The sequence below is a fragment of the Bacillus sp. PK3-067 genome (assembly GCF_056738645.1).
This window is the reverse complement of record NZ_CP096490.1, coordinates 3789637-3815656: the sequence shown is the minus strand read 5'-3', so window position 1 is coordinate 3815656 and position 26020 is coordinate 3789637. Positions and strand designations below refer to the sequence as shown.

The window sequence follows — 26020 nt, the reverse complement described above, 5'->3', positions numbered from 1 at the left end:
GTGTGATAATCATTGGATGGTTGGACGCAGTATTTAAAAGAAATAGTGAAGTAGGATTTATGTTTGATGTGGAAATGTTTATTGAAAAGGCAAATAGAGTCCATATGAAGCGATTAGCGATTGATACATGTATTTCTTTTTTAGGAAGAACAATAAGTCAGTCGGAATTCAGAGTGAAAAACGGTGAAGAATTTGAAAAGGATGAGCTTTATTACCGATTAAATGTTAGACCAAATAAGAATATGACAGCAAGTACCTTTTGGGAGAGTTTCATTTACAAACTTATTTATGATAATGAAGCTTTGATTATCCAAGCGGATGATGGTGATCTACTTATTGCTGATGACTTTGAACATAATGAATATGCTGTGTTTGAAGATATTTTTACAAATGTCACTGTAAAAGATTATCAGTTTAAAAGAAGTTTTAAACAAAGTGAAGTCATTCATTTAAGATACAGGAATGATAAGTTATCACCTCTTATCGATGGTTTGTTTACTGATTATGGTGATTTATTCGGTAGAATATTAAGTTCTCAAAAACGTAAGAATCAAATTCGCGGAACAGTTGATATGGACATGCTCGCTGCAAAGAGCAAAGAACACCAATCAAAACTGCAAGAGTTCATTGATAACATGTACAAAGCGATTGGAGAAAAAGATGTCGCTATCATTCCACAACAACCAGGTTTTAAGTATGCTGAAACGTCAGGTGGAGCAAATTCTGGGCAGAGTGTGGAGGAAATTAATAAAGTAACAAATGGCTTCTTAAATCAAGTAGCAATGGCTTTTGGTATTCCAACTGCTTTGATATATGGTGAAATGGCTGATGTAGAGAAGCAAACAAAGAATTACATGCTTTTCACAGCAAAACCTTTGTTAAAAAAGATTTCAGATGAAGCAAACGTTAAATTTTTTGAAAAAGAAGAGTATCTTTCAGGTCAAAAAATTGAAATTAAAGCTGTTTCTTATCAAAGTATATTTGATCTTGCGACAAGCATCGATAAACTCATTTCTTCAAGTGCATTTACAGGAAATGAAATTCGATTAGAAGTAGGATATGAAGTTTCTGATGATCCTAACTTAAATACACATCATATTACGAAAAACTATACGAAACTAACTGATTCTGAAGGAGGTGAGAATACAAATGACGGTGAAAATTGACGTTAAAGGACCAATAATTTCAAATGATGAAGCTTGGATTTATGATTGGTTTGAAATGGATGCTGCGAGCCCAGGTAAAATTTCAAAAGAACTAACTAATGCCAATGGTGATGATTTAATTGTATCGATTAACAGTCCTGGTGGTTATGTACACGAAGGGTCAGAAATTTATACAGCATTAAAAAATTATCCTGGTAATGTGGAAGTTCAAATTGTTGGTTTGGCTGCAAGTGCGGCTTCTGTTATTGCGATGGCTGGTGATAAAGTCCGAATTTCACCTACAGCACAAATTATGATTCATAATGCTTCAATGTGGAATGGTGGAGATCATCGTGACATGGAAAAGGCAGCTGAAATGTTGAAAACAACAGATAGAGCAATTGTAAATGCTTATGTCATTAAAAGCGGTAAATCAGAAAAGGAACTACTTAATATGATGGCTGAAGAGACTTGGTTGGGTCCGCAACAAGCATTAGAAAATAATTTTGTGGATGAAATTATGTTTATGGATAATCAGGTTAAAATGACAGCTTCAGCTTCTATTGCTGCCATGCTTCCACAAAAGGTAATCGATGGTTTTAGAAATGGAACAATGAACAAAGGCCAAGGGATTACAAAAGAAGATTTAAATGCAGCATTATCAGGATTAAAAAATGAAATCCTGAATGATTTACAAAACAATATAGAAAAACCAAAGGAGCCGAATCCTAAACCTGTAAAAAACAGTGGGATTAAAGGGCTCCTTTTAAAATTATAAAAATTGGGGGAAACACATAATGACGATTAAATTTAATAAATCTGAAGCATTTAATAAAGCAAAAGCAAAATTGACGGACACTTTAACTAACGCGGAAAGTACAGAACAAGAACAAACGTCAGCGTTTGAAGGTTTCTTTGATGCACTACAAACAGATGTAGCAAATACTGTTCGTGAACAAGTAAATAACGATATGCTTGATCGTTCAATTTTACAGCAACGTGGTCAAAATGTTTTAACTTCAGCAGAAACAAAATTCTTCAATGCAGTTGTTAAAGAAGGTGGATTTACAGATGGCTCAATCCTTCCTGTAACGACTCAAGAGCGTGTGTTTGAAGATTTAGTTACGGAACATCCCTTATTAGCTGAAATTGGTTTGCAAGATTTAGGAGCAGTTACGAAGTTTATTTATTCTGATGCAACGAAGGCGTATGTATGGGGCGAGTTATTCGGTGAAATCCGTGGGCAAATTGATGCCATCTTCAAACAAGAAAAAATTGGTCAACTTAAATTAACTGCATTTGCAGCAATTCCAAATGATATGAAGGAACTTGGCCCGGAATGGATTGAACGTTATGTTCGAACTGTTTTAGTAGAAACATATTCTGTCGGTCTAGAATTTGGTTTTATTAATGGTGGCGGATCTGTAGCGCATCAACCAGTTGGTTTAATGAAAGATGTAAATCCAGAAACAGGCGCTGTTACTGATAAAAAATCTTCTGGTAAACTAACATTTGCTCCGTCTGATAAAGGGGTAATTGTAGCAGGCGAACTTTATGAAGTAGTAAAAGCTTTATCTGTTGATGCAAAAGGGAAATCCAGAAAAGTATTAAATAAAATTGTAATGGTAGTTAACCCGATTGATGCGATTGGCGTACAAGCACGTAATACAATCCAGACCGCAACAGGTCAATGGGTAATGGCATTGCCTTATAACATTAAACCTGTCGAGTGTGAGGAAGTTCCCGTTGGTAAAGCATTATTCTTTGTAAAAGGACAATATATTGCTGCAATCGCAGGTGGATATAAGCTAAAAGAATTTGATCAAACATTAGCTTTCGAAGATGCTACTCTTTATACAATTAAACAATTTGCTAATGGGAAACCAAAAGATAATAAAGCGGCTCTTGTTTACGATTTAGCAATTTCATTTACACCACCTGCAGAAACAAAATCTAAATAAAGGGTGAAATGAATGAGAAACGCAACGATTTCAGATGAAATATTGCAAGAGTTCAAAGAAAGGATGCACTTAGGAGATGAGGAAGACGATAACCTAAAGCGTATCCTTTCTACGTCCAATAAGGCTTTATTAAGAGTTTGTGGCGATTATGGTTTAAATAATAACGAGGAGTTCAAGGAATTAGTCTTTGAACGCTCTCGTTATGCCTATAACGATGCCTTAGAGTATTTTGACAAGAATTTTTTAAGTCAGATTAATAGTTTAGGTGTTGATAAAGCGTTAGAAGAAATTAAATTGGACGGTGATTAATATGCGTCCTTTTCAGTATAAGAAAACATTGAATACGGGAGATTTTCGCAATCGAATTCGTATCGAACAACCTGTGGTAATAAAAGATGAATTAAACCAAGTAATCAAAACATCTTGGCCAGAATTGAAAAAAGCCTGGGCGATGATAAAAACAGTGAAAGGATCTGAGTACATTGAAGCTTCCGCTTCACAAGCTACACGAGTTTATCGATTCGTAATTCCATACACTTCTGGTATTACGGAAGAAATGCGAATTAATATGAAAGGTCGTATCTTTGATATCATCGAACCGCCAATGAATGATGATGAAATGAATCAAACATTGACTATAATCGCAAAGGAGTATGTTTAATATGAATGATTTTGCGGGAGAGCTTGCTAGAGAATTACAAAGATATGCAAATGTTGTAGAAGAAGAATTGATAAATGCACAAGAAGATGTAGCTGATATCGCTGTAGGTAAGTTAAGACAGAATAGTCCTAAGAAAACAGGTGGTTATCGTAAAGGTTGGCGAAAGAAAAAAGTTGATAAAGCCGTTGTTATCCATAATACAAAGGGACAATTAACGCATCTTTTAGAAAATGGCCATGCGAAAACTGGTGGTGGCCGCGTACTGGAAAAAGTGCATATTCGTCCTGTTGAAGAGTATGTAATTGATGAATTGCCGAAACGTATTGAAAGGGCAATTGAATCATGACATTAACATTAGGAGAATTTATAAAAATCCTTGAAGCTACAGGTTATCCTGTGGCTTATTCGCATTTCACAGCAACACCAGGGAATCCAGTTCCAGCGCCACCGTATATCTGTTTTCTTGTGGATGGGTCAGCAAATTTAATGGCTGATAACAAGGTGTATCACAAGATAAATGATGTAAATATAGAGCTTTATACAACTAAGAAAGATGTAGTTGCGGAAGCCAAGCTAGAACAAGTTCTAGATGATCACGAGATTCCTTATGACTCGTATGGGACTTTTATTGAATCTGAAAATATGTATCAAAAATTTTATGAAACGAGGTTGATATAAATGAATGAAAATAAAGTAGCATTTGGTTTAAAGAATGTCCATTATGCGCTTTTCGATATTAAAGATGGTGTAGTTACATTTAATACACCAATTCCATTACCTGGTGCGGTTGAATTAACGTTTGATCCACGAGGGGATTTAATTGAATTCTACGCTGATGACATGCTTTATTACGCTGCAAGTAATAACCAAGGGTATGACGGAACGCTTTCTATTGCGACTATTCCGGAACAATTTGCAATTGATGCACTAGGAGAGGAATTAGACGAAGAAGATGGTGTGCTAAATGAGTTAGCGGATGCTAAAGGAAAATCATTTGCATTATTATTTGAATTTGATGGCGATGTACGAGCAACTCGACACGTTATGTTTAACTGTTCTGCAAGTCGTCCAACACTTGCATCTAAAACGAAAACAAATTCAGCGGAGCCAAATACAAATGAACTTAAATTTGTATCCAGCCCTATTGATATTAATGGAAAACGTATGGTTAAAACGAAAACTACTACTAAATCAAAAACAGATATTTATAATAATTGGTACAAAAAAGTGTATACAAAAGTACCTGCATTACCAAAAGGAGCGTAAGTAGATGGAAAAGACAATTACAATAGACGGAAAACAGGTCAAATTAAAAGCTAATGCAGCATCAGCCAAGCGATATAAGGCGCAATTTAGACGGGATTTATTTGCCGATATGTTTAAATTAGGAGCTATAGGTACATTCGCTTCGCAAGATGCAACAGAAGGCACTATTGATTTTTCTAACTTAGATTTCGATAAAGTAGATTTTGAAGTTTGTTACGATTTAGTTTGGTTATACGCTAAAACAGCTGATCCTGAAATTTCAGACCCGATGACTTGGTTAGAAGGGTTTGATGAGTTTCCTATTTACGATATAATGCCGGAAATTAATGAGATGGTTCAAAAAACAATGGGAGCAAAAAAAAAGTAAAGAAAATTAATGAAGAGCAAGGGACTTTCGGTGATGAAGAATTAAGCACTGAATTGTTCCTTGCTCTTTGTTATGAAGCAAAGCTCACATATTGGGACTTAGAAGTGATGACGATTGGTGATTGTTTTGATTATATCGCTGAGTATGCTGAAATGAAAAATCCAGGAAAAGAAAAAGTTCGAAAAGCAACTCAAGAAGACTTTAATGCTTTCTAAGAAAAAAGAGGTGAGATAATGGCAGGAGGAAAAATTAAAGGAATTACGATTGAAATTGGAGGAAATACGCAGCCGTTACAAAATGCCTTAAAAGACGTGAATAAGCAAAGTGATTCTTTGGCTAAAGAGTTAAAAGATGTTGAACGTTTATTAAAGTTTAATCCCGGTAACGTTGAGGCACTTGCTCAAAAGCAACAGTTGCTTACACAACAAATCGAAAAAACTACACAAAAGCTCGATAAATTAAAAGAAGCGGAGCAACAGGTTCAAGAGCAATTTCAAAATGGGAAAATTTCAGAAGAGCAGTATCGCGCATTTAGGCGTGAAATTGAATTTACACAAGGGTCACTTGATGGTCTGAAAAACAAGCTCGGTAATATGAAAGCCGAACAAGAAAATGTAGCAAGTTCAACACGACAATTAGAAACTTTATTTAGTGCTACAGGAAAAAGTGTTGATGATTTTGCGAGCGCATTAGGTAATCGTCTTGTAAATGCAATTAAAAGTGGATCGGCTACAAGTCGACAGTTAGAACAAGCAATTGGTCTTATTGGTCGTGAAGCTTTAGGAACTGAAGCTGATATTGAAAAATTACAACGTGCCCTTCGATCTGTGGATGCCGGAAACTCTATACAACAAGTACAAAATGAGTTAAGAGACTTACAACAAGAAGCCGGCAGAACCGAGAAGAAGTTTGAAGGTCTAAAAGTAGGATTAGAGAATGTTATCGGTGGATTAGCAGCTGGTGGTGGAATTGCAACAGCTGTTGAAAAAGCACTTGATATGTCAAAATTGAAAACCAAAATTGATATATCTTTTGATGTCCCTGAATCCTCGAAAAAATCAGTAGAAGAAGCAATAAGAGGCGTAACAGCTTATGGAGTGGATGCTGAAGAATCACTTGCTGGTGTACGTAGGCAATGGGCTTTAAATAAAGATATTAGTGATGAAGCGAATGCATCTATCGTTAAAGGTGCAGCAACAATCGCGCAATCCTATGACGGTATAGATTTTACAGAGTTGATTCAAGAAACCTATGAAATAGGAAATGAATTAGGAATAACGCAAGATAGTGCTCTTGGTATGGTTGATGCTTTGTTAAAAATGGGATTTCCGCCAGAACAGTTAGACATCATTGCTGAATATGGTAGCCAGCTAACCCGTGCAGGCTTTAAAGCTGAGGAAGTCCAAGCAATTATGGAAGCTGGTGTTGAAACCGGTAGTTGGAATATCGATAATCTTTTAGACGGACTGAAAGAAGGTAGGATCCAATTAACTGAATTCGCACAAGGAGCGGATAAGGCCTTAAAAGAAGCGCTTGACGGTTCTGGTATCGCAACTGAACAAATAGAAAAATGGGGAGCATCTGTCGCTAAAGGCGGAAGAGATGGCGCAGCAGCGATGGTAGAAGTAGCTAAAGCTATTGACGGAATAGAAGACCCAGTTAAGAAAAATCAGGTTGGGGTTAAAGTTCTAGCTACTATGTTTGAAGATCAAGGTCAAAATTTAACAAACACTTTAATTGAAGCTTCTAAGAAAACAAAAGATCTTCAACAAAACCAAGACAACTTAAATGAATCTGTTAAAAAATTAGATGCAAATCCAGCTGTAAAGTTCCAAAAAGCGATGGGTGATTTACAAATGGCTCTTGAACCTATACTAGGAGTAATTGCTGATGTTGTTGCTAGTATTGCTGATTGGATTTCTAATAATCCAGAATTAGCAGCGACATTAGCAGCAGTTGCAACGGCTATTGGAGTAATTTCAGGGGCACTTATGGCTATTGCACCAATTGTTGTATCGGTCATGGGGGTATTTGAAATTGGGGCCGCCGCGGCACTAGGTATAGTTGCTATTGTTCCTATTATCATAGCTGCTATAGTTGCTCTAGGAGTGGCTATTTATAAAAACTGGGATGATATTAAAAATTGGACAATAGAAGCATGGGATTCTATTAAAGAGTACTTAGTAGAGCTTTGGGACGGGATATCCCAATCCTGTAGTGAAGCATGGTCTTCATTTTTAGAAGCAATGCATGAATTTTTTGATCCGATAGGTCAATTTTTTAGTGATTTATGGGAGGGTGTAAAGCAGGCGTGTAGCGATGCATGGAATTCTACTGTTGAATTCTTTTCTGAAGCATGGTCTTCTTTCATAGAAATGATGCATAGTTTCTTTGATCCGATAGGTGAATTCTTTAGTAGTTTATGGTCTGGCATTGTTGAAACTGCTTCCTCTTGGTGGTCCTCTTTAGTTGAAACGGCGTCTGAATTGTGGGGAACATTAACGCAAGCATGGCAAGAAACATGGGATACAATTCTTACTGTTTTAGATCCAATTATTTCGGCAGTTTCTACCGTTTTAGAAGCTGGTTGGTTGTTAATACAGGCAGGTGTACAAATCGCATGGGCAGCAATCTGTCAATATATTATTCAACCAATTCAGGAAGCTTACGACTGGGTAAGTACACAAATCGGTGAAATGGTCACTTGGCTTGGTACGCAATGGGAAATTGCAAAAGCTATGGCACAAATTGCTTGGGGACTATTTAAGCAATATATTATTCAACCTGTTCTAGACACTTGGAACTTAGTAAAAGAAAAGTTCAGTGATTTAGTTTCTTGGCTAAATTCACAATGGGAGACAGTTAAATCATATACATCAGCAGCATGGGGTTTATTTAAACAATATATTATAAAACCTGTACAAGATACTTGGAATTTAGTAAAAGAAAAGTTTAATGATTTATCCAATTGGATGTTAGGAATTTGGGCGAAAATAAAAGGGTATACACTTGAAGCATGGAAGATGGTTTACACATACATCGTTGAACCAGTTATTTCAGCTTATAATTCTGCAAAAGAGAAATTCAATGATATGTACAACACAGCACGGGAAAAATTTGATTCAGTTAAGAATGCAGCTCAAGAAAAATTTGAAGCGGCAAAACATTTTATTATAGATCCAATTAAAGATGCAGTTGACAGTATAGAAAAATTCATTGGGAAGATTAAAGGATTCTTTAGTGACTTGAAGTTAAAAATTCCAAAACCAGAAATGCCACCTCTTCCACACTTCAGCTTACAAACAAGCACGAAAAATGTTTTAGGTAAAGATGTTACATTTCCGTCAGGAATTAATATTGATTGGCGCGCAAAAGGTGGTATCTTCACTAAACCAACTATCTTCGGAATGAATGGTGGGAATTTGCAAGGTGCAGGAGAAGCGGGAAGAGAAGCAGTGCTTCCCCTGAATAAAAAGACACTTGGAGATATTGGTGCAGGAATTGTAGCAGCCATGCCACGACAACAATTTGTTATGCCGGGAGAAATAAATCAATTAATAGGTGATATGAGCCGTATGATGGCTAGTTCTGTGAGTCAATTATCAGGATTAAAGAGTGTCATGAGTGGTGTGTATGGAAGCATGTCAAATAGTAGACAAGCTATGGCAAGCAGCGTATCAAATCAAGTGATTAATTACGGATCTGGTTCGTCTTCTAGTGGTGGAGTTATTCCAATGCTTGGTGGAGATTTAGTTATTGAAGTGCCTGTTAATTTAGAAGGAAGAGACGTGGCACGCGGTACGTATCGCTATACAACCGAGTATCAAGAAAGAGAAGCAAAAAGAAACTCAGCCTTTTAGGTTTGGGTTTCTTTTATTTTATAAAGAAATGAGGTGTTAGCATGAGTTCTTTTACTTTTAACAACCAACGAAAGGAGTACATTCAAATAGAAAAGGGATGGAAAAGACCAGCGTGGGCTCCATTAAAACGGAAATTTCTAAGTGTTCCAGGTTATCCAGGTGCAAGATTATTAACGACAGAAACTGAAATGCGAGTGTTACCTGTTCCGGTCGGAATTATTGTTCCTGATGGATCTGACCTGGAAACATTAAAAGAAGAAATAGCAGAGTGGTTAATTACAGAAAAACCTGTTGAATTAGTCTTTGATGTAACACCTAATAGGACATACCTAGCGGTTATTGATGAAGATTTTGATCCCGAGGATTTTGTTGCTTTAGGTAAAGGTACTTTGAATTTTGTTTGTCCGATGCCATATAAGTTAGGACCTACTAAAGCAGTAGAATTTGAAATGGATGGGCGTGGGTTAATAGCAAATTTTCAAAACAAAGGAAGTGTAGAATCCAATCCAATTATAGAGGTTGAAGTGACAAAGCCTTCTACATTTCTTGATGTATGGAATGGAACGAATTATTTTCGCATTGGATATCCATTAAAAGCAGACCAAGTTCCAGTTGAAAGAAATCAACGTGTGTTATGGGACGAGATGGGAACAACCATAGGATGGACGGATGTACCTAAAACTGAGGACATGACTGGTGGAGGAAAGTTTAAATCAGATGGATACCGTTTTATGGCCGAGTATCTAGGTGAACCTACAGTAAAAGGATGGCATGGTTGCATAGCCAAAAAGAATATTCCACAAGGACCATTACAGGATTTTATCATGCAAGCTTATGTACACATTAATAGTTATCATTGGGATCAAATGGGGCGTGTGGAAATCGGTCTTCTTGATGAAAATAGCGATTATGTAGCCCGTATATCAATGAGTGATGTTCAATGGGAAGCCGAGCAAAACAGTGGATTTGCTAGTGTGGGGAACAGTAAGAAACCAGGTGGGCAAGTTTTAATTAATGAACATGGAGATCATCCAGATACTTGGACTAATTTTAGAGGGCGATTATGGCTCGCTAGGACCGGTAATAGATGGGAAGCGTATATTTCTAAATTCATATTAGGTACGGAGATTGACGATGCTGAAAGGTTCGTTGTCTGGTTTGATGAAAATAACGTGAATATGAATAAAGTCACTCAAGTACAAATTAGCATTTCTCAGTTCTCTAACAACATGTTTTGTTCGCAAATGTCTATTGACGATTTGAAAATTTGGAAGGTTAACATGAATACACAAAATAATCCTCCTTATATCTTTGATGTTGGTGACAAAGTAGTTATTGATACTGAGCGAAGTCTTGTAACGATAAATGGTAAAAGTGCTATTAATCTAAAAGATATATTTAGTGACTATCCTGTTATTCATAAGGGTTCGAATAAACTAGAAATCATGCCTTCAACTGTCGGAACAGCCAAAGTAACGTATAGGGAGCGATTTAGATGAGGACACCAAGTGGAATCTTACATGTTGTTGATTTTAAAACGAGTCAAATTGTTTCCAATATACACCCAAAAGATTATTGGGACGATAAACGACATTGGGAAATAAAAAATAACATTGATACATTAGAGTTTAAAGTGTTTGATAATACAGATCATGCAGTTACACTCATGCAGCAAAATTTAGTTTTAAAAGAAGTTCGTGATGGTCGCATTGTTCCATATGTAATTACTGAAGCTGAAAAAGATTCAGATGATAGATCAGTCATTGCTTATGCATCTGGTGAATGGATTCAACTCGCGAAAGTTGGCATTATCAATCCACAGAAGATTGTAGGTAAAACGGTCAATGAGTTTATCGATATAGCTCTTGTGGGTACGAAGTGGAAAAGAGGAAAAACAGAATACGCTGGCTTCCACACTATGACGATTGATGAATTTATAGATCCACTGAAATTTTTAAAAGACATTGCTTCCTTATTCGATTTAGAAATTCAATATCGCGCGGAAGTTGTAGGGTCTCAAATTGTTGGTCGTTATGTAGATATGGTGAAAAAACGAGGGCGTGATACAGGCAAAGAAGTAACTCTGGGTAAAGATTTGATGGGTATCAAACGAATTGAGAATTCCCAAAACATCTGTACAGCCCTATTAGGATTCGTAAAAAAAGAAGGTGGAGACTTTATAACCATCTCTAGTATTAATAATGGAATTCCTTATCTTGTAGACAACGATGCATTCCAGCGATGGAATGAACGAGGACAACATAAATTCGGATTCTATACACCGGAGACAGAGCAAGATATAACACCACAACGTTTAATGACTCTTATGAAAACAGAGATAAAGAAACGCGTTAATACATCTGTTTCTTATGAAGTAAATGCACAAAGTATTGGTCGTGTATTTGGACTAGCTCATGAGCTGATTAATGAGGGGGATACAATCCGAATAAAAGATACAGGATTTACACCGAAACTTTATTTAGAAGCACGTGCAATCGTTGGTGATGAATCATTTACAGATCCTTCACAAGATAAATATGTATTTGGTGATTATCGTGAAATTACCGATCCGAATGAAGAAATGCGAAATTTATACAATAGAGTACTTGCTTCTTTAGGCAATAAAGCTAATAAAGAACTATTAGAACAACTAGAAAAGTTAGCAGAAGAAGCGAAGGGTACAGCCGAACAAGCTCAAAGAGAGTCTCAAGCAGCCAAGAAACTTGCTGAAAAGGTCCAGGAAAATCTAAAAAATAATACGGTGAATATTATTGAAGCTAAAAATCCACCGTCCGATAATCTTATAGTAGGTAAAACAGTGTGGCGAGATATTACCAACGGTAAACCGGGTATTTTAAAAGTGTGGAACGGTAAAGGTTGGGAGCTTCTTATTCCTGATGTAGAGTCAGTAAAGGAAGAAACACTGAAACAAGTTAATAAAGATATTCAGCTCACAAAAGAAGAATTAAACAAAAAAGTGGAAGAAGCGCAAAGCGAAACCAATGGACAATTCAAGGAAGTTAAAAATAGTCTTCAAGAAGTTTCGCAAACTATTAAAAATGTACAAAACTCTCAAGGTGAAATTAATAAAACTGTTTCTGAAATGAAACAAACTAACGAGGGTTTTACTAAATCTATTGAATCATTAACAAAAAAAGATGGTGAAATCACTGGAAAATTAAATACAGTGGAAGATACAGTTGAAGGTACAAAACAAACTATTGCCGATGTGAAGCAAACAACAAACGTTTTAACAAAAACAACAAATGAAATAAAGAACACGGCGACTTCAAATAAGCAGACCATTGAACAATTACAAACCGACATGAGTAACATTTCTGTAGGTTCAATTAATCTAGCAAGCGATTCAGAAACCGGGTTAAACAAACAGAATATGACTGGAACATGGTCAGACAGTAAACAAATGACTCTTTCTAATAAGATTAATTACAGAAATAAGACGTTTACTATTTCTTTTTTATTCACTGGGAAAATGACTAAACTTAATACAAATCCTTGGTTCGGTGTAGAAACGGCAATAACTTATACAGACGGAGAGCAAGAATGGAAATCTGTACGTGCAGACTCACAATTAAAGATTAATGTAGATTATAAGGACGAGCCTCTAACTGTTACATTCAAAACAAAAGATAAGGATGTAACTCAAATTAGGTTTTATTACTCTGGACGCAATATTGATGGTAATTTAAACTCACATCATGCGAAATTGGAAGAGGGGAATATAAGAACTACATGGCAGCCTGCTAATGATGAAGTTACTTCTAAAGAAACGTTCACGAAAAAAACAACTGAGATTGAGCAAAGTGTGAATGGAATCAAAGAAAGTATTAAAACGGTAGAAAAAACACAAACCTCTTTTAATGAACGTGTTAACACTGTAGAAAAGAATGCAGAAGGAACAACTGCAAGTGTTAAGAGATTACAAGAAACACAAACTGAGCAAGGAAAAACGCTTAGTGAGGCTACTACAACAATAGGTCAACATTCTGAAGCATTGAAATTAACAATGAAAAAGAAAGACGTTGAGGATTATGTAGGCGGTTTAGGTACTGTCAACGAATTGCGTGATGCGGATTTTAAGTTAGGGCAGAAATATTGGTTTTGGAATAGTGGTAATGGAGCAACTGGATCTGTTGATACGAATTTAAAATACAAAGGTATGAATACATTTGTAATTACCGGTACTGGCCAGACTCAAGATCGTTGGTGGGGACTTACAAGTCAATTCATTGAGTGTCAGGTTAACGAGGACTTTGTTGCATCAGGTTATTTCAATACGGATGGGAAAACACTTATTGATAGTGGCGGTGCATTTATAGAAATTGAATGGTGGACGGCTGACAAAAAAACTCGTGTTAAAACAGCTAGAACTAATATCAAGTTTGTAAATCATACATGGGTTCGTGCTATATGTACAGATAAAGCGCCAGCTAATGCAGCGTTTGTGAGATGGCGTTATTACGTTACGAGAAATGGGCGTTTATGGTGTGCTGCACCTATGTTACAACGCGGCACTATAGCTACAGAATTTTGGTTACATCCGAAAGATCAAACTGATGTTGATAAAATGCTAGAAGATATAGCTAATAGAGTAGCTACTGAGAAATACAATCAGAAAGTTACAGAGTTAGAAAGAAGTATTAGTGCTACTGAAAAAGGCGTTTCAATTATCTCTGGAAAACAAGAAACGTTTATAAATGAGACTTATAATGCCTATGTAAAGAAAACGGAATCTAAGTTAGAAGTGTTAGATGAAGGGATTTTAGCGCAGATTTTAAAGGACGGCATTGTCACTGCGATCAATATGTCCCCTGGGAAAATTACAATCAATGCTGCAAAACTGGATATTAATGCCGATACAATGGTGCGATGGTTAACCGCAAAGGGTATTGATACGAATCTTATCAAAATTAATGGCGATAAGATTACCATCGATAAAAACGGCGTTACTATTAAAATGTTAGACTTCCTTTTTGAAGATGAATGGGGAACGAAAACAACTGTTATGCCAAAACGAAATTTAATAGCCGATCATGATTTTTCTAGTGTTCCAAAATTGAACATAGGTAACCCAAATTATCAGGGGTTTGGTGCTGGATATGGTCTACCTTGGAAAGTACAAGGAAACGGTGTAGTGATAGAAAATAACACTTTTATATTTAACTATGAACAAATGGTAAATGCAGTCCGTGTCGACACGTATAATTATCCAGAAACAAAGGTTCAAAACGGGATTCATCCAGGAAACTCTTATACATTGTCAGCACATTATCGAACCGCACAGATTAACGGTGTGCGTACAACTGCAAAACCACGATTGCAGGTATGTTTTGTTACGCCATTGGATGAAGTGAGTTATAAAATTTGGCACGAAATATATAAAGATTTTCCAGAGCCATCTACATTTTATGGTGAAATTAGAAGGTATAATTTCACATTTACCGTTCCTAACAATTACAATCCACAAGAACATATGATTGTAGTTAAAGTTACAGCTGCAAATGCGCAAGTTTCTGCGGGTAGAGCTGTTTGTGTTTCAGGTATAACATTGGTTAGTGGTAACTATGCTTGCATGTATAACTGGGATCGTGCGGCAGCAGAAAGGGCCGATGGTCTTCAACCGTTTAATAAAATTGCTATAGGCAGCGTAAATAACAACATAGGTCCAGCTGCTCATGGGCAGACCTTTGATATAAGTACAGAAAAGGATGTATTCATAAATCAACCTATTCTAACGCAGGGAATAAATTTAGGGCGTAATAAAATGGGCCAAGCTGGGTCCATTCGTTTCTTTGATGGCGGTCAAGGCTATGGGTTTTATTTTATGGGAATGGGAGGACAATGGTACAAGCTACCTAACGTTTAGGAGGAAAATATATGGATGATTACAAGGATTTACAAGGTTATCCCTTACAAGCAGGGCAAGGTGCTCCGTTTGCTGGTAGGTTAGTAGATTCAGAAAGAAACGAAAACGGAGTATTTGTGCGAATTCCTTTTGATATGCTAAACAATGCCGGTTTATATGGTGCTAATAAAGTAGAGGTGTGGGGGGAAACGGATGGAACGATATATTTCCGTATTGCAACAAGATGCGAAATATGTAAACGCGGAGCTCGTCTGTACGCACTGGATATGGGATTTGCGAAAAAGCACATTTGTATGGAGTGTTATACATCGCTTACCAGTTCTTATCCACCACAAGAACCACTAAAACCAACTAATGAAAATAATACGCAAACAAAGCAGGAGCAGTATTAGCTGGTCTTTTTTTATTTCTGTTTATATTAGTTTTTAAGTATTTCAATTATTAATTATAATATATAATAAATATGATTTTATTGTTATATAATTTAATAGTTAATTTAGGAGGTATATTATGAAAAAGAAATTTATGCTAATGATGTTGTTGTTTGTTTTGATGGTAGGGTTGCATCCTAATTCAATGACAAAAGCAGAAACATCAAGCGCACAAGGTGAACAATTTGAACAAGGGAAGTATGATTTACAAGCTGAGTTTTCTTTTGGTCAGAATTGGAATAAAAATTCACCTTACGTTGGACCAGAAACACCTAAAGTGAAATGGGAGTATAAGGTTTTTTACAAAGAAGGTGGTATTCAAACATTTTACAGTCAACCAGCAATTGGAAGTGATGGGACGATTTATATAGGAAATGCAAACCAAAAACTGTATGCATTTAATAAAGATGGTTCAGTTAAATGGGTTAAAGATGGTATAGCGAATATTTACACTTCACCTGTTATAGCGGCAGACGGAACTATTTATGTTGTAGGAGGAAAATTAACAGCTTTAAATCCAGATGGTTCAATAAAATGGCAAACTAAAGATAATGGTTATGTTGATACTCCTATTCTAGATAGTGAAGGTACACTTTATGTACGCTATGCTGCTTATGATAAGAGAACAATACACGCATATAATCCAAATGGATCAAAAAAATGGGTATCAAGTGAACTGTTTAAAGGAACGACAACGGGAACTAATTCTATGCTTATGTCAAAGGATGGAATTATTTATACTGTATCTTCAAGTGGTGAAAATTATTATCTATATGCTCATGACAAAGACGGTAAAGAATTATGGAATAAAAAGATTAAGGGGAATGGAGGTAATCCTGGTTTTTCTTTAGGTTTAAATAGCGAATTATATATAAATGGTGGGTCTATTATATACGTTTTAGATAAAGATGGAAATATAATGAAACAATGGGAACAGGATGAGATTAGTTCGAAATCTGCTCCTACAATATATTCAAAAGATGGAACCATTTATATAGCTAAAAGCGGTGGTGTATATGCATATAATCCAGACTATACACTGAAATGGAAATATGAAACAGGTACTCAGGTTATTATTAACTCACCGGTAATCGATAAAAATGGTGTGATTTATATTCATTCATCTCAACAATTATATGCATTAAACCCAGATGGGACACTGAAATGGAAGACCGAGTGGTCATCTCCTATTTTCCATGGTGGTACTTCAAATAACTCTATAAGCATTGGTAAAGATGGAGTTTTGTATATTCTAGGGCATGTGCCTAAGGAGAATAAAGAAACGTATTATTCATTAGTAGCTATTGGCGACTCTTATACAGACACTGTATGCACTAAAGATAGTACATACATGGAAGTACTTAAATCGTTGGAAGCAAAGAGTAAGAATGCTAAATTAACAGATGAAGAGAAGAAAGAAGCACGTGATATTTTAAAGAAATTATCGGATGATCTTGATAAAACAGACAAATAAACTTACTTGGATTAATACAATTGAATGGTTTTTGAGAAAAGAGGGACAAGCGTCTCTCTTTTTTTATTATAAATAAGGAGATGGAAAGATGGATCGTATTGATGTATTAATGAAAGCATTTATTGCTACATTTGGTGGCTTTTGTGGGTATTTCTTGGGAGGATGGGATGCAACATTGAAAATCTTAGTAACGATGGCAGTTATTGATTATTTAACTGGCATGATTGCAGCAGGGTATAACGGAGAATTAAAAAGTAAAGTTGGTTTCAAAGGCATCGCCAAAAAGGTGGTGCTTTTTCTTTTGGTCGGAGCGGCAGCTCAATTAGATGCAGCGTTAGGAAGTAATAGTGCTATTCGTGAAGCAACAATTTTCTTCTTCATGGGTAATGAGTTACTTTCACTTTTAGAAAATGCTGGACGAATGGGTATTCCGCTTCCGCAAGCTTTAACAAATGCAGTTGAGATTTTAGGCGGTAAACAAAAACAAGAAGATAGAAGAGGAGATGTTAAGTAATGGGACAAATTATTGATATTTCAAAATGGAATGGTGACATTAACTGGCCTATAGCAAAGCAATACATTGATTTCATCATCGCTCGTGTACAAGATGGTTCAAATTATGTAGATCCATTGTATAAAGGGTATGTACAAGCCATGAAGCAACATGGTATTCCTTTTGGTAACTATGCATTCTGTCGTTTCGTTTCTGAAAATGATGCAAGAATAGAAGCTCGTGACTTCTGGAAACGTGGAGACAAGAGCGCGACAGTCTGGGTTGCAGATGTTGAAGTAAAAACAATGAATGATATGAGAGCGGGCACACAAGCATTTATTGATGAACTACGTCGATTAGGTGCTCAGAAAGTTGGTTTATACGTTGGTCATCATATGTATGCTCCGTTTGGTATGGCAAATGTAAAAGCTGACTTTGTTTGGATTCCTCGTTATGGCGGTAATAAGCCAGCTTATCCATGCGATATTTGGCAATACACAGAGACAGGTAATGTACCTGGTATCGGTAAGTGTGATTTGAACCAATTGATTGGCAGTAAATCATTATATTGGTTTACAGGAGAGGAACAAACAGAACAATTTGTTGCTAATGGTGGCTATCAATACGTTAAATCTGGTGGATTTGGCATTTCACTGGTTCAGGAAGTCGTAAATGCTATGAATGAGCGTGGAACAAAAGGGAAGGTTGTCTCTGATCCATTAACTGGTTTAGCTTACTTACAAACTGAAGTACTACCTAATGGCGAGCTTGATAAGATTACAGCTTGGATGGATGAAAGAAACTGGTGGTACGAGTACATTAAAAAATAAACATTGAAAGCTATCCTGTTGGGTGGCTTCTTTTAATTTATATTTACTAATTTATCATATCTAAACTGAGTATATAAACCGAAAGCATCCGTGCAATATAAAGAACACGATTTAAAAGGAAAAACTTACTACATTACGACTTATAACGTCTATATTTCTATAAAATAAAAAAAGGCCAGCTTATAGGCTGGCTCTTTTTTATGGATGATATACTCCCTGAGCGTAATGATACACTGTTTTTTCATTTGCTTTTGAAATCGGATTAGTTTTGTTAGGACCATTGTAATAACCAAGAGTCACAATATCGTAGTAGTGTGTTGATCTTGAAGCCCAGAAAGAATAATTCCCCTTACCACTAGGCATTTCCACTGAACCTTCAAATGCACCATTTGCTCCTACAGTACATAAAATATCTTTTTTAGCAAAATTTAGTGCGCCATCGAAGTAAATGTAAAAAGTTGTACCAGCAGGTACTGCTTGTCCATTTGCGTCATATGCATATCCTTTGAATGTTGTGTTTTTATATGCATAAACTCGATACTTTTTACCTTGCCCATAGTCGATATACTCATTGTTTCCGATGTTAGTAATTTGCACTTTGTCGACAAGTGGCGAGTTTTCAGCTGCACTTGCATTATTGCTTGGTAAAATAAAGCCAAATACTATTAATCCAATTAGCATAAGTGAAGTTAAAATTTTCTTCATAATCACATCTCCTATAATGGTTTTTACACCCTAAATTTTACAGGGGCTAAATGTAAATTACAACATTTATATATAATGTATTAATATGAAATGTTGCATATTAATAATGATGCCACATATAAATTACACAATAGCAAAGGGATACTATGTAACGGCAAATGAAGTCTATGCATATACTAAATATTTCATAGAAAAGAATAGTTTTATGAACAAAATTATTATCTGGTTCTATATGTAGATAATTATATATTGATTTTCATCTTTATAAATGTTAGGGTAAATATACACCGTTTCTTATTTATCTATGAGTACTGTCTGTAGAACGAATAGAATAATTTGAAAAAAATCCCCTTCTGCACCTATATGCAGAAGGGGATTTTAATATTTATGGGATTTAAAATTTACTTTTAGATAATGCTTTAAGTACTGGCTTTACAATTAAACCTATTAAACGAAAGCCTTTAAATATAGAGCGTACAACTTTCAAGGAATGTTCCTCCTAGTTGATGTTAATAAATGTATCATTATATAAAAAATAGAGATATAAAAATTTTTCTTCCATTTATCTTGTTCTTTTAAATTCTTCTTTCTTTGCCCTTAGAATCTAGCAAAATAGCATAAAAACTAATTAAAAAAGACAATTATTCTATTTATAAAACTATCCACTAAAGTATAACCTTAATTAATCTTTAGAATCCTCATCGCTCATAATATATTCGATATCTTCATCTGTAAATTCATTGCCTTTAAATACTGGATGCCCATTTGGATCGAGCATACCCATTACTTTTTTATCTCTATCAGACACAATTAGTGTATAGTCCTCCATAAGAAAAGGGTTTTTTGGTAAATCCACTAATATTCTCCAAGCTGGTCTTATATCATCATTGTTTCTATTTTCTTTCACAATTTTAAATGTATAAGCCTCATCAAAGAAAAGCTGGTTGATATCTTCATTAACTACTCCATCTAATTTATTTTTCTTATGATAATGTTTAGCAATTTCTATTGCTTCCTGAGGCTTTAACATTACATCTACAGTAATTTCATTTATTTTCCTATAATGTCTTGAAAAATCTTCTTGCTTTAATTTTATATAATTTTGAAATTCTTCAGTAGACAATTGTTTAAACTCTTCATCAGACATATTTTTATACTTATCTAAAGACATATAAAATTCTCCTTTTATTTATATTTCAATCTTAATCTTTCAATATATTCTATTGAATGGTCAATAGAAGCTTTATCAAATAAATGTTTATTTTTCATTACTTGTTCAAATACATATTCTTCTCTTTCTAACCTACTAAGATTCATATATTGCTCTTTTCCTATATCTAACCACTGCTCTGCATGAAAACCCTCATGATGCATATTTATGACGGATGGTTTTTTCTTTAAATATATATCCCCATTAACAAAGTCAAATGCTGCTTCTACATTGTTTGGAAGAATTGTTCCTTTTTTATCTATATTAACTTTTATACCTAATTCTCCCCATTCCTTTTTATACGCTCGAATTTCCTTTCTAGTAGCTAAAGTTTCTCCAATTTCATTGGTTTGAATATTTACTTTTCTAAAATCCAAGTCAGCTCCGCTTGTTGTCTTATTAACGTCACCTGTACTTTCAGCAAACTGATGAGTAAATAGTTTTTCTTTAGCTTGTTTAAGAGCATTGCTATCTGAGAAAGAGTCTACAATATTTCTTCCTGTATAAGCAAATTGATTTTTTGGCATTAGAATATTATTCAACATGTCAACGCTTTGCTTATACTTATCTAAAGTTATTACGTTTTTAGTGCCATGTATAAAATTTACACTTTCACTAAGTTTTGAGGTTTTGCCTAACGTTGAAACTTTATCTACACCTTTTGTTCCTACGAATAATTCAGCGATTGCTAATTTAACTTGCATCTCTACATTTCCATACCATTTAGCTCTGCTATTCCAATCTCCATTTACAACATCTTGATTCCACGAATCAGAAATAGCTTGTTCTACAGCAGCAAATGTTTCGTCGATGTGAGAAAGAGCATACACAGCACCCTCAACACTATCTATTGGATGTAAAATTGTGTTTAATATTCCTTTAAGTTCATCTAACACCGCTTCATTTTGCCCTTTTTTGTAGTTGTAATATTGCCCAATAAGGGGAGTGTTTTCTATCTGGCGAATAAACTTTTCGTACAACTGATCTATCGCTTCTACGTTATTTTCAACAGTATCTTTAAATTTATCGAACAACGATTCTTCTATAATACTACTTCCTTCAGAATGACGTTTTTTTTCTTCTGTAATCGCTTGGATAGAAGTTATCCACTCCATATTCAACCCTTGCGTACTAAATGTACCACTTGCAGGACTAAAGCCTTTTCCACTTTGAACTTCCGCCAAACCCATCGCAATGCTAGTGGCTAGTTGGAGTGCAGTATCATAATTATTACTAGAAGTATAATTAAATTCATATAGATGATCTAATTTTTCTTGCAGTTTTTTCCTCATGACAGTAAAAAGATTCGCCATAGCGTCCATACCCGGGAGTGGCATAGCTTGATTGATGGCTTCTATACTTGTTTTCATTCGGTCAATTTCTCGAATTTGTTCTAGTAACTCTTGTTCAACGACATCCGTGGAAGCGACCTGTGATTGGAATTGACTTGGAAAAGCATCATTCTGACGAATTAACTCTTCACACAGATAAATGATTCCTTGTGCTAATGGGCGAAAGGTTTGTACAAAAAATGATTTTGCACTGCTATATGTTTGTCCTTGTAACACAGTATCAATTGCAAAAGCGTCAATCGACTGAATCGCTTGTTCCATACCTTGAATGGTAGCCGTACATACAGCATTCATACTTTGGGTTTGGGCATGTACTTCCCCTAAATACATATTTAAACTCAAAAATCTCCCCCCTTTTATGCGAACAAGTAAATCATACCAATTAAAGGATATATATGTAAATATGCTGCTGTAGTAAACTCAATATCAAAGTAGAACTTTTCCATTTAATTACTAAAGTACCGTCTAATTCGTTTATGGGTACCTGTGAAGAATATGGTATACAAAATAAATTTACAGGATTTGAAATGAATATATAATAGAAGAGAAAAGAAATGTTTATATTGTCACTACCATGTTGGCGTCAACCTCATGCGCCTAATGGCAACAAAAAACATCTACTTCGTCCCATTCGGGCAAGATGCACCAGAGAAAAAACCGAACTCAATGGTAGCTCGCATGGAGTTGCTTGAAGATACAGTGTTAGAAGCGCTGCAAGGGAAGCAATTGCAACCGGTTGTCGTAGAAAAATTCAGATATATGAATTAAAAAACGAAAAAAAACGGACAATTTTTGATGAAACCATCATTCTTACTGTAGAATATGATAAAATTAACGTTATTAAGATTAGAAGGGGTATTGTATACTCCTTCTGATTCTAAGTTATAGAAGGATTGGTATCTAGAAAGGGGCATAGTGATGGAAAAGCAAAAAACTTTTCATGTCGCTGTAGTTGGAGCAACCGGCGCAGTTGGTGAACAAATGTTAAATACTTTAGAGAAACGAGAATTTCCAATCGGGAAATTAACGTTACTTTCATCTAAACGATCTGCAGGTAAGAAACTTGTATTTAAAGGCGAAGAATTTACAGTTCAAGAGGCAACTCCTGAAAGCTTTGAAGGAGTAGATATTGCACTATTTAGTGCTGGTGGATCTGTATCGAAACAATTAGCGCCAGAAGCAGCAAAACGCGGTGCGATTGTTGTTGATAATACAAGTGCATTCCGTATGACAGAAAACGTGCCACTTGTTGTACCTGAAGTAAATGAAAACGACTTAAAAGAACATAATGGTATTATTGCAAATCCAAACTGTTCTACAATTCAAATGGTAGTAGCTCTTGAGCCAGTTCGTCAGCAATATGGTTTAAAACGAGTAATCGTTTCCACATATCAAGCTGTATCAGGTGCTGGTGCGGCAGCTATTGAAGAACTGCATGAACAATCACAAGCAATCTTAAATGGCGAAGAAGTTAAGGCAAATGTTCTTCCTGTATCAGGTGATAAGAAGCATTTCCCAATTGCTTTTAATGCGATTCCACAGATTGATAAATTCCAAGATAATGGATTTACGTTTGAAGAAATGAAAATGATTAACGAAACGAAAAAAATTATGCATATGCCTGAATTAGAAGTAGCGGCAACATGTGTACGTTTACCAGTTGTATCAGGACACTCTGAGTCTGTTTACATCGAAGTAGAAAAAGAAGGCGTAACAGTAGCAGAATTAAAGAGCTTACTTGCAAATGCGGAAGGTATTGTTCTACAAGATAATCCAGAAGAGCAGTTATATCCAATGCCAGCTACTGCAGTAGGTAAAAACGAAGTATTCGTTGGAAGAATCCGTAAAGATTTAAATAACGATAAAGGATTCCATCTTTGGGTCGTATCTGATAACTTATTAAAAGGCGCTGCATGGAATTCTGTTCAAATTGCAGAGCGCTTAGTAAAATTACAATTAGTGTAAACGGCTAAGAGAAGGTGCAAAATATGAAAATAATTGTTCAAAAATTTGGTGGCACATCAGTACGTGATGACAATGGACGTAAGCATGCGCTTCATCATATAAAAAAATCATTAGCTGCTGGTTATAAAGTAGTTACTGTCGTATCTGCTATGGGCCGTAAAGGTGAACCATATGCAACGGATACGTTATTAAGTCTTGTAAATCAAGAGGAATCTACTATTTCTAAGCGTGAGCAAGATTTATTATTATCGTGTGGAGAGTTAATCTCTGCAATTGTTTTCTCTAATATGTTGAATGAGAACGGTATAAAAGCAGCAGCATTAAATGGTGCACAAGCTGGTTTTGTAACGAATGATGACTTTACGAATGCAAAGATTATTGAAATGAATTGCGATCGTATACATGAAGAGTTAGAAAATGTAGATGTAATCGTCGTTACAGGATTCCAGGGACAAACGAAAAAAGGTGATACGACAACACTTGGACGCGGAGGTAGTGATACTTCAGCTTCAGCATTAGGTGTTGCACTTCATGCTGAATACATCGATATATTCACTGATGTAGAAGGTGTTATGACTGCGGATCCTCGTATTGTAAAAGATGCACGTCATCTTCAAACTGTAACGTATAACGAAATTTGTAACATGGCTTATCAAGGTGCGAAAGTCGTTCATCCACGTGCAGTTGAAATTGCGATGCATGCAAAAGTGCCACTTCGTGTACGTTCTACGTATTCTGATAGTGAAGGTACGCTTATTTCAGCATATGACGGTGCTACAAGAGGTCGTGATGTAGAAGAACGTCCTGTTACAGGCATTGCCCACGTATCAAACGTAACGCAAATTAAAGTGCTTGCAAAAGAAACGGCATATGATTTGCAACAACATGTGTTTAAAGAGATGGCGAACGAAGGAATAAGTGTTGATTTAATTAATATTTCACCTACTGGCGTAGCATATACGGTGAGTGATAATGTATCAAGTCATGCAGTTAAATTATTACAGAACCTTGGATATGAGCCAATTGTGACAGAACATTGTGCGAAAGTATCTATCGTTGGGGCTGGAATGGCAGGATACCCAGGGGTTACTGCGAAAATCGTTACAGCTTTAGCGGAAAAAGGTATTCAAATCCTGCAATCGGCAGATAGTCATACAACAATTTGGGTTCTTGTAAAAGAAACTGATTTAGTGGAGGCTGTAAATGCATTACATAGTGCGTTTGAGCTTTCAAAAGAAAAGCAACTGGAACAATAAGGAGTGAGACCATGATAGATTTTGGGACAATTGCAACCGCGATGGTAACACCGTTTGATATAAACGGGAATATCGATTTTGCAAAGACAACGAAATTGGTAAATTATTTAATTGATAACGGTACAACAGCAATCGTGGTAGGAGGAACGACAGGAGAATCTCCTACATTAACTTCAGAAGAGAAAGTAGCGTTATATCGCCATGTCGTATCTGTTGTCGATAAAAGAGTGCCCGTAATCGCTGGAACAGGTAGCAATAATACGCATGCTTCTATTGACTTAACTAAAAAGGCAACAGAAGTTGGTGTGGATGCAGTAATGCTAGTAGCACCGTATTATAACAAACCGAGTCAAGAAGGAATGTATCAGCATTTTAAAGCAATTGCTGAAAGCACGCCGCTTCCGGTTATGCTATATAACGTTCCAGGACGATCTATTGTACAAATCTCCGTTGATACAGTTGTTCGTTTATCAGAAATAGAAAACATTGTTGCTATTAAAGATGCCGGCGGCGATGTGTTAACAATGACAGAAATCATTGAAAAAACAGCGGACGACTTTGCGGTATACAGCGGTGATGACGGTTTAACGTTACCAGCTATGGCAGTTGGAGCGAAAGGTATCGTTTCGGTAGCCTCTCATGTTATCGGAAACGAAATGCAAGAAATGATTACAGCATTTCAAACAGGAGAATTTAAGAAGGCACAAAAATTACATCAATTACTTGTAAGAGTAACTGATTCATTATTTATGGCGCCAAGTCCAACTCCAGTAAAAACAGCGTTACAAATGGTTGGATTAGATGTAGGTTCTGTACGTTTACCACTTCTTCCATTAACAGAAGAAGAAAGAGTAACGTTACAATCTGTAATGCAATCTATCCCTCGTTAATAAAAAATGACCTAGTGTAGAACTAGGTCATTTTTTACTATATGCAAATCTTTTCCTCTTTTTCTTACTTATATGTGTTCTTATAAGAATATTAATCGCTTCTTCATTATGTGTATAAGAAAATAATCGTACCCCTTTAACTGAGTCAAAAAATGATAGATATTATGGCATAAACGTAATAAACTACGGTGTCTGTTTTTAGAGAAATCCCCTCAAATGTGACGTAATTCATAAAAAAACTCCATTTTGTAAGTGTTTTTGTTGGAT

At 35.7% G+C, this 26020-nt stretch carries 22 protein-coding genes and 1 pseudogene; 20 read left to right on the top strand and 3 right to left on the bottom strand.

The window, feature by feature from the left end:
* Positions 1-2 precede the first annotated feature (2 nt).
* The 16 genes from M1D73_RS19465 (at position 3) to M1D73_RS19390 (ending at position 18375) form a co-directional block, all read left to right on the top strand.
* Entirely contained in the window at positions 3-1166 is a 1164-nt protein-coding gene (locus tag M1D73_RS19465) for a phage portal protein (protein WP_443756631.1), read from the top strand.
* Positions 1150-1923: a head maturation protease, ClpP-related gene (locus M1D73_RS19460; protein WP_481157950.1), complete on the top strand. Its 774-nt coding sequence runs from the start codon at positions 1150-1152 to the stop codon at positions 1921-1923. The genes M1D73_RS19465 and M1D73_RS19460 overlap by 17 nt, the downstream gene beginning before the upstream one ends.
* Before the next feature lie 19 nt (positions 1924-1942).
* The gene (locus M1D73_RS19455; protein WP_000152777.1) at positions 1943-3106 is read left to right on the top strand and encodes a phage major capsid protein; all 1164 of its coding nucleotides are present in this window, start codon (positions 1943-1945) and stop codon (positions 3104-3106) included.
* Between the two features lie 12 nt (positions 3107-3118).
* Complete coding sequence (locus M1D73_RS19450; RefSeq protein WP_001243202.1) at positions 3119-3415, top strand: hypothetical protein; 297 nt, start codon at positions 3119-3121, stop codon at positions 3413-3415.
* Between the two features lies 1 nt (position 3416).
* A complete protein-coding gene (locus M1D73_RS19445; RefSeq protein WP_481157949.1) occupies positions 3417-3767 on the top strand; it encodes a phage head closure protein in 351 nt (116 codons plus the stop codon).
* Position 3768: 1 nt separating this feature from the next.
* Positions 3769-4113 carry an HK97 gp10 family phage protein gene (locus M1D73_RS19440; protein WP_061666393.1) on the top strand — a complete coding sequence of 115 codons (345 nt, stop codon included), beginning with the start codon at positions 3769-3771 and terminating at the stop codon, positions 4111-4113.
* Positions 4110-4445, top strand: a complete 336-nt coding sequence (locus tag M1D73_RS19435) for a hypothetical protein (RefSeq protein WP_065845257.1) — start codon at positions 4110-4112, stop codon at positions 4443-4445. The genes M1D73_RS19440 and M1D73_RS19435 overlap by 4 nt, the downstream gene beginning before the upstream one ends.
* Complete coding sequence (locus tag M1D73_RS19430; protein ID WP_001004907.1) at positions 4446-5033, top strand: major tail protein; 588 nt, start codon at positions 4446-4448, stop codon at positions 5031-5033.
* A gap of 4 nt (positions 5034-5037) precedes the next feature.
* Positions 5038-5400, top strand: coding sequence for a hypothetical protein (locus M1D73_RS19425; RefSeq protein WP_098300322.1), 363 nt, complete (start codon positions 5038-5040; stop codon positions 5398-5400).
* Positions 5401-5633: 233 nt separating this feature from the next.
* The gene (locus M1D73_RS19420; RefSeq protein WP_481157948.1) at positions 5634-9260 is read left to right on the top strand and encodes a phage tail tape measure protein; all 3627 of its coding nucleotides are present in this window, start codon (positions 5634-5636) and stop codon (positions 9258-9260) included.
* A gap of 41 nt (positions 9261-9301) precedes the next feature.
* On the top strand, positions 9302-10759 hold the full coding sequence (locus tag M1D73_RS19415) for a distal tail protein Dit (protein WP_481157947.1): 1458 nt from the start codon (positions 9302-9304) through the stop codon (positions 10757-10759).
* Positions 10756-15147, top strand: a complete 4392-nt coding sequence (locus M1D73_RS19410) for a phage tail spike protein (RefSeq protein ID WP_481157946.1) — start codon at positions 10756-10758, stop codon at positions 15145-15147. The genes M1D73_RS19415 and M1D73_RS19410 overlap by 4 nt, the downstream gene beginning before the upstream one ends.
* A gap of 11 nt (positions 15148-15158) precedes the next feature.
* Entirely contained in the window at positions 15159-15539 is a 381-nt protein-coding gene (locus tag M1D73_RS19405; RefSeq protein ID WP_130055478.1) for a hypothetical protein, read from the top strand.
* A 118-nt stretch (positions 15540-15657) separates the two neighbouring features.
* Positions 15658-17052 carry an outer membrane protein assembly factor BamB family protein gene (locus M1D73_RS19400; RefSeq protein WP_481157945.1) on the top strand — a complete coding sequence of 465 codons (1395 nt, stop codon included), beginning with the start codon at positions 15658-15660 and terminating at the stop codon, positions 17050-17052.
* An 88-nt stretch (positions 17053-17140) separates the two neighbouring features.
* On the top strand, positions 17141-17566 hold the full coding sequence (locus M1D73_RS19395) for a phage holin family protein (protein ID WP_070179436.1): 426 nt from the start codon (positions 17141-17143) through the stop codon (positions 17564-17566).
* A complete protein-coding gene (locus M1D73_RS19390; protein ID WP_128267067.1) occupies positions 17566-18375 on the top strand; it encodes a GH25 family lysozyme in 810 nt (269 codons plus the stop codon). The genes M1D73_RS19395 and M1D73_RS19390 overlap by 1 nt, the downstream gene beginning before the upstream one ends.
* A 198-nt stretch (positions 18376-18573) precedes the next feature.
* Here M1D73_RS19390 and M1D73_RS19385 read toward each other — a convergent pair whose 3' ends face one another.
* The 3 genes from M1D73_RS19385 to M1D73_RS19375 form a co-directional block, all read right to left on the bottom strand.
* Positions 18574-19080: a hypothetical protein gene (locus M1D73_RS19385; protein ID WP_481157944.1), complete on the bottom strand. Its 507-nt coding sequence runs from the start codon at positions 19078-19080 to the stop codon at positions 18574-18576.
* 682 nt (positions 19081-19762) lie between these two features.
* On the bottom strand, positions 19763-20251 hold the full coding sequence (locus tag M1D73_RS19380) for a hypothetical protein (protein WP_000050864.1): 489 nt from the start codon (positions 20249-20251) through the stop codon (positions 19763-19765).
* A 14-nt stretch (positions 20252-20265) separates the two neighbouring features.
* Positions 20266-21984, bottom strand: coding sequence for a zincin-like metallopeptidase toxin domain-containing protein (locus tag M1D73_RS19375; protein WP_481157943.1), 1719 nt, complete (start codon positions 21982-21984; stop codon positions 20266-20268).
* Between the two features lie 237 nt (positions 21985-22221).
* Between M1D73_RS19375 and spoVFB the strand changes: the two are divergent.
* The 4 genes and pseudogenes from spoVFB to dapA all read left to right on the top strand — a co-directional run.
* Positions 22222-22410: pseudogene (gene spoVFB, locus M1D73_RS19370) on the top strand (dipicolinate synthase subunit B); the annotation flags it as partial.
* Between the two features lie 150 nt (positions 22411-22560).
* Positions 22561-23607: an aspartate-semialdehyde dehydrogenase gene (gene asd, locus M1D73_RS19365; RefSeq protein WP_000414846.1), complete on the top strand. Its 1047-nt coding sequence runs from the start codon at positions 22561-22563 to the stop codon at positions 23605-23607.
* A 23-nt stretch (positions 23608-23630) separates the two neighbouring features.
* Complete coding sequence (gene dapG / locus M1D73_RS19360) at positions 23631-24863, top strand: aspartate kinase (protein WP_000692451.1); 1233 nt, start codon at positions 23631-23633, stop codon at positions 24861-24863.
* Between the two features lie 11 nt (positions 24864-24874).
* Positions 24875-25753 (top strand): 4-hydroxy-tetrahydrodipicolinate synthase, encoded by an 879-nt coding sequence (dapA, locus tag M1D73_RS19355; RefSeq protein WP_000564765.1) that lies wholly within the window; start codon positions 24875-24877, stop codon positions 25751-25753.
* Positions 25754-26020: the final 267 nt, after the last annotated feature.

Excerpts from the sequence above, each read along its gene's own strand:
- M1D73_RS19410 (WP_481157946.1), top strand. The coding sequence starts at position 10,756 with ATGAGGACACCAAGTGGAATCTTACATGTTGTTGATTTTAAAACGAGT.
- M1D73_RS19395 (WP_070179436.1), top strand. The coding sequence starts at position 17,141 with ATGGATCGTATTGATGTATTAATGAAAGCATTTATTGCTACATTTGGT.
- asd (WP_000414846.1), top strand. The coding sequence starts at position 22,561 with ATGGAAAAGCAAAAAACTTTTCATGTCGCTGTAGTTGGAGCAACCGGC.
- dapG (WP_000692451.1), top strand. The coding sequence starts at position 23,631 with ATGAAAATAATTGTTCAAAAATTTGGTGGCACATCAGTACGTGATGAC.
- M1D73_RS19385 (WP_481157944.1), bottom strand. The coding sequence starts at position 19,080 with ATGAAGAAAATTTTAACTTCACTTATGCTAATTGGATTAATAGTATTT.
- M1D73_RS19420 (WP_481157948.1), top strand. The coding sequence starts at position 5,634 with ATGGCAGGAGGAAAAATTAAAGGAATTACGATTGAAATTGGAGGAAAT.
- M1D73_RS19430 (WP_001004907.1), top strand. The coding sequence starts at position 4,446 with ATGAATGAAAATAAAGTAGCATTTGGTTTAAAGAATGTCCATTATGCG.
- M1D73_RS19380 (WP_000050864.1), bottom strand. The coding sequence starts at position 20,251 with ATGTCTTTAGATAAGTATAAAAATATGTCTGATGAAGAGTTTAAACAA.
- dapA (WP_000564765.1), top strand. The coding sequence starts at position 24,875 with ATGATAGATTTTGGGACAATTGCAACCGCGATGGTAACACCGTTTGAT.
- M1D73_RS19390 (WP_128267067.1), top strand. The coding sequence starts at position 17,566 with ATGGGACAAATTATTGATATTTCAAAATGGAATGGTGACATTAACTGG.
- M1D73_RS19460 (WP_481157950.1), top strand. The coding sequence starts at position 1,150 with ATGACGGTGAAAATTGACGTTAAAGGACCAATAATTTCAAATGATGAA.
- M1D73_RS19425 (WP_098300322.1), top strand. The coding sequence starts at position 5,038 with ATGGAAAAGACAATTACAATAGACGGAAAACAGGTCAAATTAAAAGCT.
- M1D73_RS19445 (WP_481157949.1), top strand. The coding sequence starts at position 3,417 with ATGCGTCCTTTTCAGTATAAGAAAACATTGAATACGGGAGATTTTCGC.
- M1D73_RS19440 (WP_061666393.1), top strand. The coding sequence starts at position 3,769 with ATGAATGATTTTGCGGGAGAGCTTGCTAGAGAATTACAAAGATATGCA.
- M1D73_RS19435 (WP_065845257.1), top strand. The coding sequence starts at position 4,110 with ATGACATTAACATTAGGAGAATTTATAAAAATCCTTGAAGCTACAGGT.
- M1D73_RS19400 (WP_481157945.1), top strand. The coding sequence starts at position 15,658 with ATGAAAAAGAAATTTATGCTAATGATGTTGTTGTTTGTTTTGATGGTA.
- M1D73_RS19415 (WP_481157947.1), top strand. The coding sequence starts at position 9,302 with ATGAGTTCTTTTACTTTTAACAACCAACGAAAGGAGTACATTCAAATA.
- M1D73_RS19405 (WP_130055478.1), top strand. The coding sequence starts at position 15,159 with ATGGATGATTACAAGGATTTACAAGGTTATCCCTTACAAGCAGGGCAA.
- M1D73_RS19455 (WP_000152777.1), top strand. The coding sequence starts at position 1,943 with ATGACGATTAAATTTAATAAATCTGAAGCATTTAATAAAGCAAAAGCA.
- M1D73_RS19450 (WP_001243202.1), top strand. The coding sequence starts at position 3,119 with ATGAGAAACGCAACGATTTCAGATGAAATATTGCAAGAGTTCAAAGAA.